We start from the raw sequence: 14,166 nt of genomic DNA, 5'->3' as shown, positions 1-14,166 counted from the left end.
CAGGACCAAAGCGCTGGACTCCCAGCCCTCCCTTGCCAAGCCCATCCCCTTACATCGGCTTGCCCGGCAGCGGCTTCCTCCAAACGGACGAGACTGCGACAATTCACCATGCTTGCGCCTGCCCAGCGTCCAAGGCGGATAACCAAGACGGGTAACCACGCCGGCTGCTCGGCCGCCCTTGACCAGTCCCTTCACAGTCCCCTGGACCAAATTGTGCTAGAAGGCTCGCAGGGTCCGTGCGGACCGTAGCGCCGGCGCTGATGGTGGCGCGAGAGGATCGGGATGGCAGGAGCGAACGACAAGACACGGTTTCTGCGCGAGGGTCTGTTCGCCAAATACGTCGTCTCTCTTGTCGGCCTCGTCGTGTTCGTGCTCGCCGTCAACGGCGCGATGGAGAGCTGGATCTCCTACCGCGCCACCAAGACACAGCTGACCGACGGTCTCGAGGACAAGGCGCAGGCAGCCGCGCGGCGGATCGAGCAGTCGATCTCCGAGCTCGAGCGCCAGATCAGCTGGGTGACGCGGGCGAGCCAGGACACGCTCGAGAAGCGCCGCGCCGACTATGCCCAGCTGCTGCACCAGGTCTCGGTCGTCACTCAGCTGTTCCAGCTCAACGGCGACGGCCGCGAGGTGCTCCGCGTCTCGCGCCAGTCGACCACGACCGGCAGCAATGCCGACCTCTCCCGCGACATGCGCTTCACCGACACCGTCGCCCGCGGCGTCAGCTACGCACCGGCCTGGTTCTCCGACCGGACACCGTTCATGTCGATCTCGGTGGCGCATTCCGGTTTCAACGCCGGCGTCACCGTGGCCGAGCTCGATCTCAGCTTTCTCTCCGAGTACCTCTCCGACGCCCAGGTCGGCAAGGCCGCGTTCGCCTATGTGGTCGATCCGCGCGGCCGCGTGCTGGCGACGTCCTCGAAAGGGCCCGAAGTCGGCAAGGACCTGTCGAAGCTGCCGCAGGTTGCGGCTGCGGTTGCGCCCGGCCACGCGCCCGACAATTCGGGCACCGACTTCAACGGCCATGCGGTGATGAGCGCCGCGAGCACCGTGCCGAAGCTCGGCTGGAGCGTGATGTTCGAGCAGCCGACCACGCAAGCCTTGATGCCGATCCGCGACCAGCTGGTGCGCATTGCGCTGCTGATCGGCATGGGCCTGCTGGTCGCAATCCTTGCCGGCACGCTTCTGGCGCGCCGCATGATCATTCCGATCACGGCGCTGCGCGACGGCGCGCATAAGCTCGGTGAGGGCGATTTCAGCCATCGCATCGAGGTGCACACCGCGGACGAGCTGGAAGATCTCGCCGGCCAGTTCAACCGCATGGCCAGCCAGATCCAGGAAACCTATTCGGATCTGGAGACCAAGGTCGAGGAGCGCACCCGCGATCTCGCGCAGTCGATCAACGAGCTCAAGGTGCTGGAAGAGGTCGGCCGCGCGGTCGCCGCCTCGCTCGATCTCAACGCCGTGCTGCCGACGATCGCCGCGCGCGCCATCGAGATCACCCATGCCGACGCGGTGCTGATCTACGGCTATGAGGCCGAGGCGCGCCGCTTCAATCTGGTCGAGGCCAACGGCATCGACAAATCCGCCGACGGCGCCCATGTCACCATCGACGAGGGCCAGGATATCCTGAGCGATGCGGCCGGCAGCGGCGAACCGATCGCGATTTCAGATCTCGACCAGGCCTCCGAGCAGCCGCTGCGCGACGTCGCGATCGCTGCCGGCTTCCATTCGGTGCTCGTGGTGCCGCTGGTGGATCAGCAGGGCACGCTCGGCTCGCTGGTGGTGCTGCGCCGCGCCAGCGGCGAGTTCGCCGCCAGCATCATCGGCCTGATGCGCACATTCGCTAACCAGGCCGTGCTGGCGATGCGCAATGCGCGGCTGTTCACCGAGGTCGACCACAAGGGCCGTGAGCTCGCGGCTGCGCACGAAACCGTGCAGCAGCAGGCCGCCAAGCTCCAGGAGCAGACCGAGCAGCTGCGCAACTGGAACCGCTCGCTGGAAGAGCGGGTCGAGAAACAACTCGGCGAGATCGGCCGCATCAAGCGGCTCGAACGCTTCCTCGCGCCGCAAGTCGCGCAGCTGATCGCCTCGTCCGACGGCCACGATGCGCTGCTCGACAGCCACCGCCGCGAGGTCACCGTCGTGTTCTGCGATCTGCGCGGCTTCACCTCGTTCACGGAGGCGACCGAGCCGGAAGAGGCGATGAACGTGCTGCGCGAATATCACGCCGCGCTTGGCGAGCTGATCCACCGCTATGAAGGCACGCTCGACCGCTTTGCCGGCGACGGCGTGATGATCCTGTTCAATGCGCCCATCCAGTTCGCCGACCACACCAAGCGCGCGGTGAAGATGGCCGTCGAGATGCGCGACACGATCGGCGCCCTGACCGAGAAATGGAAGAACCGCGGCCACTCGCTCGGATTCGGCGTCGGCGTCGCCATGGGCTACGCCACGCTCGGCCAGATCGGCTTCGAGCAGCGGCTCGAATATGCCGCGATCGGGAGCGTCACCAATCTCTCCTCCCGCCTCTGCGACGAAGCCAAGGCCGGCCAGGTCGTCGTCAGCCGCCGCGTCTACGGCATGGTCGAGCCCTGGGTCGAAGCCCGCGCGCTCGACGATCTCGTGCTCAAGGGTTTTAACCACCCCGTGCTCGCGATGGAGATTCTGTCGTGGCGCGAGGAGGTCGAGAACGTGGTGGACGCCGCCGCGGCAAGGCGGCGCGGCTAGCCAAAACAAAAAACTGCGAAAACAACCCCATGCACAGTAGCCGGGGCCTGCAAGATCAATGGCTTACGCGGGCACGGAATGGGCTGGAAGCGGTGCGGGTGATCACGCCCCGCGCTTCGGCCCCATCGCCTCGAACCCGGCCTTCTGCTCGTCGCTCAGGTCCGCCTCGAAATCATCGAGCGCGTCACTGACGCCGTTCACGGCCTGCAGCATCGTCTCCAGCCGCGCCTTCGCGGCGGTGAGGCGGGCCTGTGGTGTCGGTCCGGCCTGTGACGGACAGGCGCTGAGCGTTTCCATGGTGCGCAGCGTGGTGTCCTGGAGCACGTCGAGGCGGGCGCGGCCGGTGTCGTCGAGCTTGAGGATGGACGCGATCTCGGCCGCGGGCCATTGCTGCTGCACGAGCTGCTCATATTGGCGCTGCAGCTTCTCGTCGTAGCGGGGATCGCTGTCCGCCTGGCAGGCCGATGCCGTCTGGGGATTCTTTTGCTGGATGGCTGCAAGCGCGGCGCGGCGGTCCTTGGCCAGGCTGTCGAGCTTGGCCTTCTGGTCGTCGTCGAGGAGATCGACGAATTTGGCGAGCGATGGCGCGACGGCATCCGTTGCCTTGATCATGGCCTCGATGCGCTCGCGCATCAGGCCGAGGCGCTCCATGGCCGTCGCGGGGACCTGCGTCGGACAGGCGGCGCGGATGGTGTCGCGCGCGGATGCCCACGCGGTGGCGAGCTCGTCGAGCGCTGTGCGCTGCAATTCATTCGGCTGCACGATAGCGGCGATGCGGTCCACCGGCAGGCCGCCGGTGTCGCTGGCATCGCAGACCGTCTCCGCGGTCGGGACTCGCCGTCCGCGCCGGCCTTGCGGCGCAGTGTAGGCGGCAAGCTCGGTGGCCGCATAGGGCGCGAAGATCGCGGCATAGATGTCGCCATAGCCGTAGAGCGAGAGGCTGGTCGTATCGCCGAGAATGATTGCGGTGGTGAGGTCGTCATGCGCGAACGGCCAGAACACCGGGCCGATCCAGCCGTAGCTGCCGTCGGGGTGGCGCCACCAGCCCTGCGGACGGCGGCCGCCGCGCCAGCCCGACAGCGCGGCTTGCGCCGTCATTGCGGCACGAAGGACGTATGGATTCGCAAGCTGGGGATTGGCAGGCTGGCCGCGCTCTGCGCCGCGAGGATCTTGCGACCTCAACGCTGCGGAGCGGTATCGGCTGCCCCGCACCGCCATGCGGGCATGGCGCAGGCGCGACATGCCGATCACGTGGCCGACGGCGAAGCGCGCGACACCGAGCGGGCCGCCGCGGAAGCCGAACTGCGCCTCGGCGCGACCCGGCAACAGCACCGCCAGAATCACGAGGGTTGCGCCTGATAGCGCCAGCCCCAGTCTTGGCCTGAGCCCCAAGCGTGATCTCGACATGACCACTGACCTGTCCACCTTGGCCCTCCTCCGGCGCCAAGCGCGCATCGCGTCGCATCACAATGACGCGCGAGGGAACCAAATGTTCCGGAAGCGTACAGGGCAAAGCGTCGCGGTATTTGCTTAGGACGTCTCGGCGGCGCCTGAGCGAGCGCCTCGTCCTTCGAGGCGACCGCTTCGCGGCCTCCTCAGGATGAGGCTTGGCAGCGCATCCTTCTGCGTTGAATGCCGCCGCAGACTCATTCCTCATCCTGAGGGCCCGCCGCAGGCGGGCGTCTCGAAGGATGGCCGCGGGAGCCGCGGCGAAGCGCCGCCTTCACTCCGCCTTCTGCGGCAGCACGAAGGTCTGGCCAGGATAGATCAAATTGGGATTGTGGATCTTGGCGCGGTTTGCGTTGTAGATCACGGCAAAGCGGGCGCCGTCGCCATAAGCGAGCCGGCTGAGCGCCCATAGGCTGTCGCCGCGGGAGATCACCCGGCTACCGCCTGTTTCCGCCGGTGCACCGCTGACGATTTCAGCCGGCGAGGCCGATGCGACGGTCGTGGCCGCGGGCGCCCGCGCCATCACCCCCGACCCGCCCTTTGGTTTCGGTGCGCCCATCACTCGGGGCCGGGCCGCAGGCCTGTCCGATACCGATGCCACAACATCCGACTTGTCGTCGGGCTTCTCGGCCTTCGGCTCCTGTTTCGCCTCTTGCCTTGCGGCCGGTGCAGGGCGCGCGGGCGGCGGCGCGGCTTCGGCGATCGTCACCGGCATGCTGCGGCCGGATTGCGTGACGGTGCCGTCAAGCGATTTCGCCCGCAGGGTCAGCTCATAGGAACCGGCGGGAAGCTGCGGCGGCGTCATGACGAATTGGCCCGAGGCATCCGCCACCACCGTGTCGATCGGCTTGCCGTCGCGCAACAGCTCGACCTTGGCGCCCGGCGTCGCCTGGCCCGCGATCACCGCCGCCTCGCCGTGATCGTCGACGCGTGCGACGTCGAAGCGGGGGCCGCTATCGGCAACCGCCGGCGGCGGCTTGACCGGTGCAAGATCGGCAAGCGCGGCCGTGACCTGCTTTTGCGTCTCGGCCAGCGCACCCGCCTTCGGCTCGGGGGCCGGTGCCGGAGACGCAGCTGGCGCCGGCGGCGCGACCGCGGCGAGCTTGGGCTCTTCCGGCTTGGGCTCGACCTTGGGTTCCGGCTTGGCGGCGATGTCGGTCTTCGCCCCCATCGGCAACAGGCGACGCAGCTCGGTGGGGCCGATCACCAGCACGGTGCCGCCCACCGCGAGCAGACAGAATGCAATGAAGGCCTTGGATGCGGTCAACATCGGAAACGAACCCTGATCAGGAAGAATTTTGCAAATCAATCGGCCCGGCAAGGTGCGCCGTTTTGGTCACGGCAGCAAGACGGTCGATAGGATGATGAGCCGGCGTCGGGGATGAACCGGCGCACCCCCGCCGGCGTCAAATGATGGAGGCCGCATCGCGGCATTTTTCTCGAGGATATTGTCCCGTGAACGCATTTTGCCGTCCCGCACAATGGCCTGTTGGGCTGGTGCTTGCCCTGACAATGGCCGCAACTCCAGGGCTCGCCGCGTCCGGCCCGCCGCCGGATTACATCCTCACCGACAATGCCGATCTCGCCTTCACCTCGCCCGACGGCGCCACGGGGATCGAGCAGTACATGAAGGACGGCGGGGATTTCGAGGTCAAATGGCAGGCCTGGGCGAGGCGTGGCGAACAGATGACGGAGCTCAAGCCCGAGCAGGGCTACGGGGCCGGCTTCCGTTGGACCCCCGACTCGCAATGGCTGGTGCGGATGCAGAAGACCGGCTCCGGCGAGCAGGACCTCTATCTCTACCATGCCGAGAAGGGTGCCTTCGTCAGCGCAACGAAGACCTCACTCAGCGACTTGGCCTGGGCCTATTTCCACGGCCGGCCGGAAACTGGGAAGATGAAGCTCGACTACCACATCTCGGCCAATCTCGTGAAAGGCACCGAAGAGGCCCATCGCGGGCTCGGCGTGCACTGGCCGGACAACCGTTACCTCGTGATCTCGTTGTCGGGCGAAATGGACAAGCACCCGAAGAACGTCGCCGTGAAGGGATTGGCCGACTGGCGCTGCCGCTATGACCTCAAGACCGGGGCCTTCGACGTGCCATCGATGTTCGCCAAGACCAATACGGAAGCGTTGAGATGGGAAATCCGACGCTGAGGGAACCATGGTCCACCGCGCCTTCAGACAAGCGATGGAACCAACCCTCTGATTCCATTCCGATTCATGTTTTCCTAACCCTCACTGGTAACGCGCTCTTGTCGGTTTTGCCGCATCTTGCATCCCACGGGAGGGCTGCATGGGCACATCGATCCGATGGAGCGCGCGCATGCGCGCGTTGCTGCGCCGTTGGCGCGGAGCGCCGCTGACATGGCTGATCGCAGGCGGCTTCGTGCTGATGGCCGCAATGGCGATCGGCACCGCGCTCACCGTCGACCGCTTCCGGCAGAATGCAATTGAAAGCGGCCGTGACAGCGTGGAGAGCGCGGTCCGGTTGCTCGCCCGCCATTTCGACCGCGAGTTCGAGGATTTTGCGGTGCTGCAGAAGAGCATCATCGCGGAACTCGAAAGCCATGGCATCGAATCCGCAGACGTCTTCCGCAGCGAGATGGGCACGCTCGCCATGCACGAGGTGCTGCGCGCCAAAGCCAGCGGCTGGTCCGACGTCGCCGGTGCCAACGTGTTCGACGCCAAGGGCGTGCTGATCAACTCGTCGCGGCGCTGGCCGGTCGCCGATGTTTCGGTCGCCGACCGCGGCTATTTCGATCGCCTCAAGAACGATCCGGCTTCGCAGGAGGCGGTCGAGGTCGTACCCGGACGGTTGGGCAGCGGACCGGTCATCGTATTCGCGCGCCGCGTCTCCGGCCCCCACGGCGAATTCCTCGGGCTGGTCTCGCGCGCGATCGCGCCGGAGCAACTCGAATCCTTCTTCGCCTCGAGCGGGCTCGGCGAGGATTCCTCGATCGCGATGCATCACCAGAACGGCCAGTTGCTCGCGCGCGTTCCGCATGTGGAGGCGATGATCGGGCAGAATTTCCGCAACGGCACGCGCGAGCAGATGGCGGTGTTCGAGCGAACCTTCGTCACGATGCAGCTCGCAAGCCCGATCGACGGCAAGGATCGCATCGTCGCCGCACGCCTGCTGACCGGCGAGCCGCTGGTCGTGGTCGCGACCAAGTCGCTGGATGCGGCGCTGGCGACATGGCACACGCAAACGAAATTCTTCGTGGCCGTGGCCGTGCTGTCGATCGGCCTGCTCGTACTCACGCTCTATTTCATCTTCCGCCAGATGACCCGCCGGCTCGCCGTGGAGAAGCAGCAGCTCGACACCGCGATGAACACGATGACGCAGGGTCTCCTGATGTTCGACCAGGACGAGCGGCTGATCGTCTGCAACCGGCGCTACATCGAGATGTATGGGCTATCGGCCGATGTGGTGAAGCCCGGCGCATATTTCCGCCAGGTGATCCGGCATCGCCACGACACCGGCTCGTTCCACGGCGACGTCGATTCCTATTGCGACCGCATTTTGGGCGATGCCGGGCAGACGCAGAGCACGATCGTCGAGACCTCCGATGGCCGCCTGATCGAGATCAAGAACCAGCCCGGCGCCGCCGGCGGCTGGCTCGCGACCCATGACGACGTCACCGAGCGCATCCGCGCCGACGAGCGCATCGCGCATATGGCGCATTACGACGCGCTGACCGACCTGCCCAACCGCGTGCTGATGCGCGGCCATCTGGAGCGGCGCGTCGCCGAGCTTGCCCAAGGCAAGCCGTTCGCGATCCTCTATATCGACGTCGACGAGTTCAAGGGCGTCAACGATTCGCTGGGACACGAGGTCGGCGACGAGTTGCTGCGCCAGGTCGCGAACCGCCTGCGCGCCTGCGTCAGCGGCAACGACATGGTCGCGCGGCTGGGCGGTGACGAATTCGCCATCGTCAAGGCCGGCACCCGCGACGACGCCGAGCTGACGGCCCTCGCCGAGCAGATCCTGAAGGCGCTGCGCGCGCCCGTGGACTGCAACGGCCAGGACATCCCGACCGATGCCAGCATCGGCATCGCGATCGCACCCGACCACGGCGACAATCCCGACGATCTGCTCAAGCGCGCCGATCTCGCGATGTATGCGGCAAAATCCGAGGGCCGCCGTACCTTCCGTGTCTTCGCGCCCGAATACGACGCCAAGGCGCGGCTGCGCCGCCAGCTCGAGTTCGATCTGCGGCAGGCGCTGGCCCGCGGCGAGTTCGAGGTGCACTACCAGCCGCTGGTCGATCTCGCGGCCAACGTTGTCACCGGCTGCGAAGCGCTGCTGCGCTGGCATCATCCGGAGCGCGGCATGGTCTCGCCCGCCGATTTCATCCCGGTTGCAGAAGAGACCGGATTGATCAGCGAGATCGGCGAATGGGTGCTGAGGCAGGCCTGCCTCGAGGCCGCCAGCTGGCCCGGCGACATCGACATCGCGGTCAACGTCTCGCCGGTGCAGTTCCGCTCGCGGACATTGGCGCTGAAGGTGGCAGCCGCGCTCGCCGAGTCGGGGCTCGCGCCCGGACGGCTCGAGCTCGAGATCACCGAGACCGTCCTGATCCGCGATGACCAGGAGGCGCTGACGATCCTGCAGCAGTTGCGCGAACTCGGGGTGCGCATCGCGCTCGACGATTTCGGCACCGGCTATTCGTCGCTGAGCTATTTGCATCGTTTTCCGTTCGACAAGATCAAGATCGACCGCAGCTTCATCAGCGACATCGGCGAACCCGAGGATTCCTCGCCGATCGTGCAGGCGGTGGTGCACATGGCCGCCGCCCGCCACATGGCGACGACCGCCGAAGGCGTCGAGACCGAAGCGCAGCGCGCGGTGCTGCTCCAGCTCGGATGCAGCCAGATGCAAGGCTGGCTGTTCAGCCCTGCCGTGCCGGCGGCGAAACTGAAGCAGCTGTTGTCGGCACAGGCGGCCGCGGCGTAGCGGCGCCCCGTCATCCGGTCCCGCCGCTTGGAGGATGTGACGGCCGTGTGGCGGCCTGCCCCCCTTTTCTTACAAGCACTTCCCCTCCCCGCCCGCCCGCCGTGCGTTCGCGAAAGCGCGGGCCGGCTTGGAGCAGGATCGGACAAAGCATGCCGGGTTCAGGAAATACGCACCGCAATCGCGGCGCATAGAACACGCGCCGTTCCGTACAAATGCGGACGACTGATCGAGAGCCCGAGCTGATCAGGAGGAGCCACACCATGACCGGGAACATTGCACTCATGCGCAATCCCTCGCACAAGGGCTTGCCGCCCGCACCCGACGCACAGCCTGACGACCGCTCGACGTCCGAACGGCGTGCCGCCGACGCGGAGATGGCGCGTGTGCTCAGGACCGAGCCGTTTCGCGTGGCGCTGGACTCCTCGGGTGCCGGTATCGCGCACTGGAAGCATGATCCGCTGCACGACGTGGTCGAGCCCATGCGCCACCACGTGGTCATGGCGCATAAAGGCGTGATGCAGCGCATGGAGCGGCGCTCGGGAAAATCGATCTCGATCGGCACGTTTCGTCCGGGGGTCGTGAACATCGTTCCGGAAGGGTCGAGCTCCCGATGGGACATTCCGAAGCCCGTCGACGTCGTGCAGCTTTACCTTCCCGACGCAACGCTGCAGCGCATCGCCGGCGAGGCCGGAACCGCCGGGCCCGCCGAATTGATTGAGCGAACGGCGCATCCCGACACGATCACGTCCCGACTGCTCCTGAGCGCGGCGGATTCGCTGGAGAGCCATGGCGTGCTTGATACGCTGTTCCGGCATCAGCTCACGGATCTTCTGGCCACGCGCCTTTTGGCTGCGCATGCAGGCTCGCCAACCACGTTCCAGCCGACCATGGGCGGACTGGCGCCGAAGGTCCTGCTCCGTGCAATCGAACGATTGCGCTCCGATAGCGAAACGGACGTCTCGCTCGATGCGCTGGCGTCCGATGCCGGGCTATCGCGCTTCCATTTCTGCCGGTCCTTCAAGGAGAGCACCGGGCTGTCGCCGCATGCCTGGCTGCGCCAGCACCGGCTCGAGCAGGCCATGAACATGCTGCGGGAGAGCGACGAATCGATCGTCTCGGTCGCCGCGGCGCTTGGTTACTCCTCGCAGACCGCCTTCGCCGCGGCATTCAAGAAGCTGACGGGCGAGACGCCGAGCGATTGGCGCAGGCGCATGCGTTAGCAGCAATCTCTCGACAACGACGGCAATCGCGCTGGGGCACCGGCAAATCGGGTCAGCTACATCATCTCCATGTCCAGACCAATCGAGGGAGACCAAAGATGACCTGGAAAAACTTCGTCAACCGACGGCTGATTGCCTCACGCCGCCGAAGCCTTGCGACCGCGACCTTGTACGGACTCTCGCTGGCCGTTCGCTTCACCTCGGCGACGGGCGAGGAAGTGGAAATTCCAGCTTACACCATGCACCCGGCACAGCCGCCCGTTTCCATCATGATCCGAAATGGCCCCGGCCTTCCCTATCAGGACTGGAGTCGAAGTGAGCTTCAGCCCGTTGTCCTAGGCTACGGCCGGCCACCGAATTCGCTGCAGGCACGCTGCATCGCGCCCTAAGGCCAGCGACCCAACCCACCTCCACGCGCCGACGCCGGACGCTGCCCCCAACGCAGCAGCGCGGTCGCGCGCGGTCTTTCGAACAGCAACCAAGGAGAGAATCCATGCGACTCATCATCATCGGCGCCGGCTTCGCCGGCATGTACGCCGCCCTTTCCGCAGCCCGGCTGCGCGACATCCGAGGCGTCTCGCCGCAAGATCTGCAGATCGCGCTCGTCTCACCGGAGCCGACGCTGGTGGTCCGTCCGCGGCTCTACGAGCCGAAGCCGGAAACCCTGACGGCCCCGCTGCTCGACGTCCTCGAGGCGATCGACGTCGACTACATCCAGGGCAGCGCCGAGACGATCAACACCGAGGCCCGAACGGTGCAGATCACGCCCGCGAAGGGCGCGCGAAAGACGCTGTCCTACGACCGCCTCGTCGTGACCACCGGCAGCCGGCTGTTCCGTCCGAACATTCCGGGCCTCGCCGAGCATGGTTTCAGCGTCGATTCGCTCGACGATGCCGTTGCGCTCGACAAGCATCTGCATGGTCTCGCGAAGCGGCCTGCCGTGAACGGACGCGACACGGTCGTCGTCGCCGGCGGCGGCTTCACCGGGATCGAGGCGGCCACCGAAATACCGGCGCGGCTGCGCGAAATCCTGGGCCCCAATGCCAGGACGCGCGTCGTCATCGTCGATCGCAACACTGCGATCGCACCCGACATGGGTGCAGGCGCCCGCCCCGTCATCGAGGAAGCCCTGTGCAAGGTTGGCGTAGAGACACGGCTCGGCGCCAGCGTCGCCGCGCTCGACGAGAGCGGCGTCACCTTGTCCAGCGGTGAGCACATCGAAACCGAGACGGTGATCTGGGCGGCGGGCATGCGTGCAGCGCCGCTGACCGGGCAGATTCCCGCCGAGCGCGACAATTTCGGACGGTTGCTGGTCGATCGCTGCTTGCAGGTGCCAGGCGTTCAGGGTGTCTTCGCGGCCGGCGACGCGGCACGCGCCGCCTGCGACGACGAGGGCAATTACGCACTGATGTCGTGCCAGCACGCCACACGGATGGGCGCCTTTGCCGGCAACAATGCCGCGGCCGAATTGCTCGGCGTTCCGACCAGGCCTTACCACCAGAAGGCCTACGTCACCTGCCTGGACCTCGGCGAAGCCGGCGCGCTGTTCACACGCGGCTGGGAGCGCAAGGTCGAGCTGGTCGGCGACGTCGCCAAGAAGACCAAGCGTGAGATCAACACCGTCTGGATCTATCCGCCGAAGGCGGAGCGCGCCCTGGCGCTCGCGTCGGCCGATCCGGAACGGGTGACCGAAGTCTAGACGCCCACGTGATGATGGCCGCGCTCCCGCGGGGCTCGCGGCCGCCACTGCAGACCGATCATTCAGGAGCCCACAGCATGAACCAGCAGATCCGCAACCTCGCGTTCGCGATGCCGCTGACGAACCCGGCTTTCCCGCCCGGCCCGTATCGCTTCATCAATCGCGAATATTTCATCATCCAGTACCGGACCGACCCGGAGGCATTGCGCCGGATCGTGCCGGAGCCGCTGGAGCTGACCGAGCCTGTGGTGAATTACGAATTCATTCGCATGCCCGATTCCACCGGCTTCGGCGACTACACGGAAAGCGGCCAGATCATCCCGGTGTCCTTCCGCGGCCAGACCGGCAGCTTCGTCCACCAGATGTTCCTCAACGACCATCCGCCGATCGCCGGTGGCCGCGAGCTGTGGGGCTTTCCCAAGAAGCTGGCCCAGCCGAAGCTGGCCGTCGAGACCGATACCCTGGTCGGTACGCTGGACTACGGTTCGGTGCGCATCGCCACCGGCACCATGGGCTACAAGCATCGCGCCCTCGATCTTTCCGCCGAAGCACGGAAGCTCATCGCGCCCAATTTCCTGCTGAAGATCATTCCGCATGTCGACGGCACCGCACGCATTTGCGAGCTGGTCCGCTTCCATCTCGAAGACGTGACGGTGAAGGGCGCATGGACGGGGCCCGCCGCGCTCGATCTCTTCTCCCACGCGCTCGCGCCGGTCGCCGAGCTGCCGGTTCTTCAGGTGCTCTCGGCCAAGCATATCGTTGCCGACCTGACGCTCGGATTAGGAACCGTGGTGCACGACTATCTGGAGCGGTCCGCGGTGGCGCGATCGCGTGGAGCCGAAGCTGAAATCCTGACCGAAACACAGGCCGGCTGACCGAACGGGTCGCATTGCAAGGAGTAGTCGCCATGTTCAACGTGACGCGCGAACAAATCGATTCCGCACGACCGGTCAATCCGCTGCCCTACGACGTCGTTGCGCTGGTGCTGCAGGGTGGCGGCGCGCTCGGCGCCTACCAGGCGGGCGTCTACGAAGGCTTGCACGAGGCCGGGATCCGGCCGAACTGGCTGGCGGGCATCTCGATCGGCGCGCTCAACGCCGCCATCATCGCGGGCTCCCCGGAAGACGAGCGCGTGGCGCGGCTGCGCGAGTTCTGGGAGACGATCTGCGCAACCCCGGTGGAATGGCCTGCCGGCGAGGGACTGGCCGGCGCGCTACCCTTCGCGTTCGACTTCAACTCCCTGCACAACACGCTTGCCGCGATGCGCGCGCTGTTCCAGGGCCAGCCCGGCTTCTTCAGGCCGCGCTTCCCCTCGCCCTTGTGGTCGCCCTTCTCGGGCGACGCGTCGACCAGCTTCTATGACACGGCGCCGTTGCAGCGGACGCTGGAACAGCTGGTCGATTTCGACCGGCTGAACTCGGGCGAAGTGCGCGTCAGCGTCGGCGCGGTCAACGTCCGCACCGGCAATCTCACCTATTTCGACACAGCCGAGCGGCGGCTCGGTCCGAAACACTTCATGGCCTCGGGCGCGCTGCCGCCCGGATTTCCCGCCGTCGAAATCGACTCCGAGCACTACTGGGATGGTGGCGTGGTCTCCAACACGCCTCTCTCCCGCGTGCTGTCGGGCGATGCGAAAGACACGCTGACGTTCCAGATCGATCTCTGGTCGGCGCGGGGCCGCGTGCCGCACGACATGATGGAGGTTTCGAGCCGACAGAAGGACATTCAGTATTCCAGTCGCACCCGCGCCGTCACCGACCAGGCGCTGCGGATGCAGGAGATGCGTCAGGCGCTGCAGCGGACGATCGACAGATTGCCGGAGGCCGCAAGAAACGATCCGGAGATGCACGCCATCGCCGAGCTCGCCCGTCACCGCTCCCACAACATCATCCACCTGATCTACCAGTCCAAGCTCCATGAGGGTCACTCCAAGGACTACGAGTTCGGACCCAAGGCGATGCGCGCGCACTGGCAAAGCGGGCGGGACGACATCCGCCGCACGCTTGCCGACGGACGGCGCCTCGAGCCGCCGCCTTCCGAACTCGGCATCGTCACCCACGACATTCACCGCCGCGATTGACGTCGCCGGCAACCATCATCGAAAGGAG

General features: G+C 66.3%; 10 protein-coding genes. 8 read left to right on the top strand and 2 right to left on the bottom strand.

Annotated elements, in window-relative coordinates; all coding sequences use genetic code 11:
• The first annotated feature begins 282 nt into the window (after window positions 1-282).
• Entirely contained in the window at window positions 283-2,730 is a 2,448-nt protein-coding gene (locus AC0L3K_RS11700; RefSeq protein WP_473366026.1) for an adenylate/guanylate cyclase domain-containing protein, read from the top strand.
• A gap of 102 nt (window positions 2,731-2,832) precedes the next feature.
• Here AC0L3K_RS11700 and AC0L3K_RS11695 read toward each other — a convergent pair whose 3' ends face one another.
• The gene (locus AC0L3K_RS11695) at window positions 2,833-4,137 is read right to left on the bottom strand and encodes a Spy/CpxP family protein refolding chaperone (protein ID WP_473366025.1); all 1,305 of its coding nucleotides are present in this window, start codon (window positions 4,135-4,137) and stop codon (window positions 2,833-2,835) included.
• A 316-nt stretch (window positions 4,138-4,453) separates the two neighbouring features.
• Window positions 4,454-5,449, bottom strand: a complete 996-nt coding sequence (locus AC0L3K_RS11690; RefSeq protein WP_473366024.1) for a LysM peptidoglycan-binding domain-containing protein — start codon at window positions 5,447-5,449, stop codon at window positions 4,454-4,456.
• 185 nt (window positions 5,450-5,634) lie between these two features.
• Between AC0L3K_RS11690 and AC0L3K_RS11685 the strand changes: the two genes are divergently transcribed.
• From AC0L3K_RS11685 to AC0L3K_RS11655, 7 genes are all read left to right on the top strand, one after another.
• Window positions 5,635-6,336: a TolB-like translocation protein gene (locus tag AC0L3K_RS11685; protein WP_473366023.1), complete on the top strand. Its 702-nt coding sequence runs from the start codon at window positions 5,635-5,637 to the stop codon at window positions 6,334-6,336.
• A 139-nt stretch (window positions 6,337-6,475) separates the two neighbouring features.
• Window positions 6,476-9,139 (top strand): bifunctional diguanylate cyclase/phosphodiesterase, encoded by a 2,664-nt coding sequence (locus AC0L3K_RS11680; protein ID WP_354200630.1) that lies wholly within the window; start codon window positions 6,476-6,478, stop codon window positions 9,137-9,139.
• Between the two features lie 260 nt (window positions 9,140-9,399).
• Window positions 9,400-10,359 carry a helix-turn-helix domain-containing protein gene (locus AC0L3K_RS11675; protein WP_219683371.1) on the top strand — a complete coding sequence of 320 codons (960 nt, stop codon included), beginning with the start codon at window positions 9,400-9,402 and terminating at the stop codon, window positions 10,357-10,359.
• A gap of 98 nt (window positions 10,360-10,457) precedes the next feature.
• Entirely contained in the window at window positions 10,458-10,748 is a 291-nt protein-coding gene (locus AC0L3K_RS11670; protein WP_007599017.1) for a hypothetical protein, read from the top strand.
• Between the two features lie 104 nt (window positions 10,749-10,852).
• On the top strand, window positions 10,853-12,058 hold the full coding sequence (locus tag AC0L3K_RS11665; protein WP_354200631.1) for an NAD(P)/FAD-dependent oxidoreductase: 1,206 nt from the start codon (window positions 10,853-10,855) through the stop codon (window positions 12,056-12,058).
• 77 nt (window positions 12,059-12,135) lie between these two features.
• Window positions 12,136-12,933, top strand: coding sequence for an acetoacetate decarboxylase (locus tag AC0L3K_RS11660; protein WP_007599014.1), 798 nt, complete (start codon window positions 12,136-12,138; stop codon window positions 12,931-12,933).
• 32 nt (window positions 12,934-12,965) lie between these two features.
• Window positions 12,966-14,138, top strand: a complete 1,173-nt coding sequence (locus AC0L3K_RS11655) for a patatin-like phospholipase family protein (protein WP_354200632.1) — start codon at window positions 12,966-12,968, stop codon at window positions 14,136-14,138.
• The last annotated feature ends 28 nt before the right edge of the window (window positions 14,139-14,166 follow it).

The sequence above is a fragment of the Bradyrhizobium sp. MI1.10 genome (genome assembly GCF_055811035.1).
This window is presented reverse-complemented; position numbering and strand designations above follow the sequence as displayed.

What these genes read in the sequence shown, in the direction of transcription:
- AC0L3K_RS11670 (WP_007599017.1), top strand. Translation starts at nt 10,458, where the DNA reads ATGACCTGGAAAAACTTCGTCAACCGACGGCTGATTGCCTCACGCCGC.
- AC0L3K_RS11675 (WP_219683371.1), top strand. Translation starts at nt 9,400, where the DNA reads ATGACCGGGAACATTGCACTCATGCGCAATCCCTCGCACAAGGGCTTG.
- AC0L3K_RS11690 (WP_473366024.1), bottom strand. Translation starts at nt 5,449, where the DNA reads ATGTTGACCGCATCCAAGGCCTTCATTGCATTCTGTCTGCTCGCGGTG.
- AC0L3K_RS11680 (WP_354200630.1), top strand. Translation starts at nt 6,476, where the DNA reads ATGGGCACATCGATCCGATGGAGCGCGCGCATGCGCGCGTTGCTGCGC.
- AC0L3K_RS11700 (WP_473366026.1), top strand. Translation starts at nt 283, where the DNA reads ATGGCAGGAGCGAACGACAAGACACGGTTTCTGCGCGAGGGTCTGTTC.
- AC0L3K_RS11695 (WP_473366025.1), bottom strand. Translation starts at nt 4,137, where the DNA reads ATGTCGAGATCACGCTTGGGGCTCAGGCCAAGACTGGGGCTGGCGCTA.
- AC0L3K_RS11660 (WP_007599014.1), top strand. Translation starts at nt 12,136, where the DNA reads ATGAACCAGCAGATCCGCAACCTCGCGTTCGCGATGCCGCTGACGAAC.
- AC0L3K_RS11665 (WP_354200631.1), top strand. Translation starts at nt 10,853, where the DNA reads ATGCGACTCATCATCATCGGCGCCGGCTTCGCCGGCATGTACGCCGCC.
- AC0L3K_RS11655 (WP_354200632.1), top strand. Translation starts at nt 12,966, where the DNA reads ATGTTCAACGTGACGCGCGAACAAATCGATTCCGCACGACCGGTCAAT.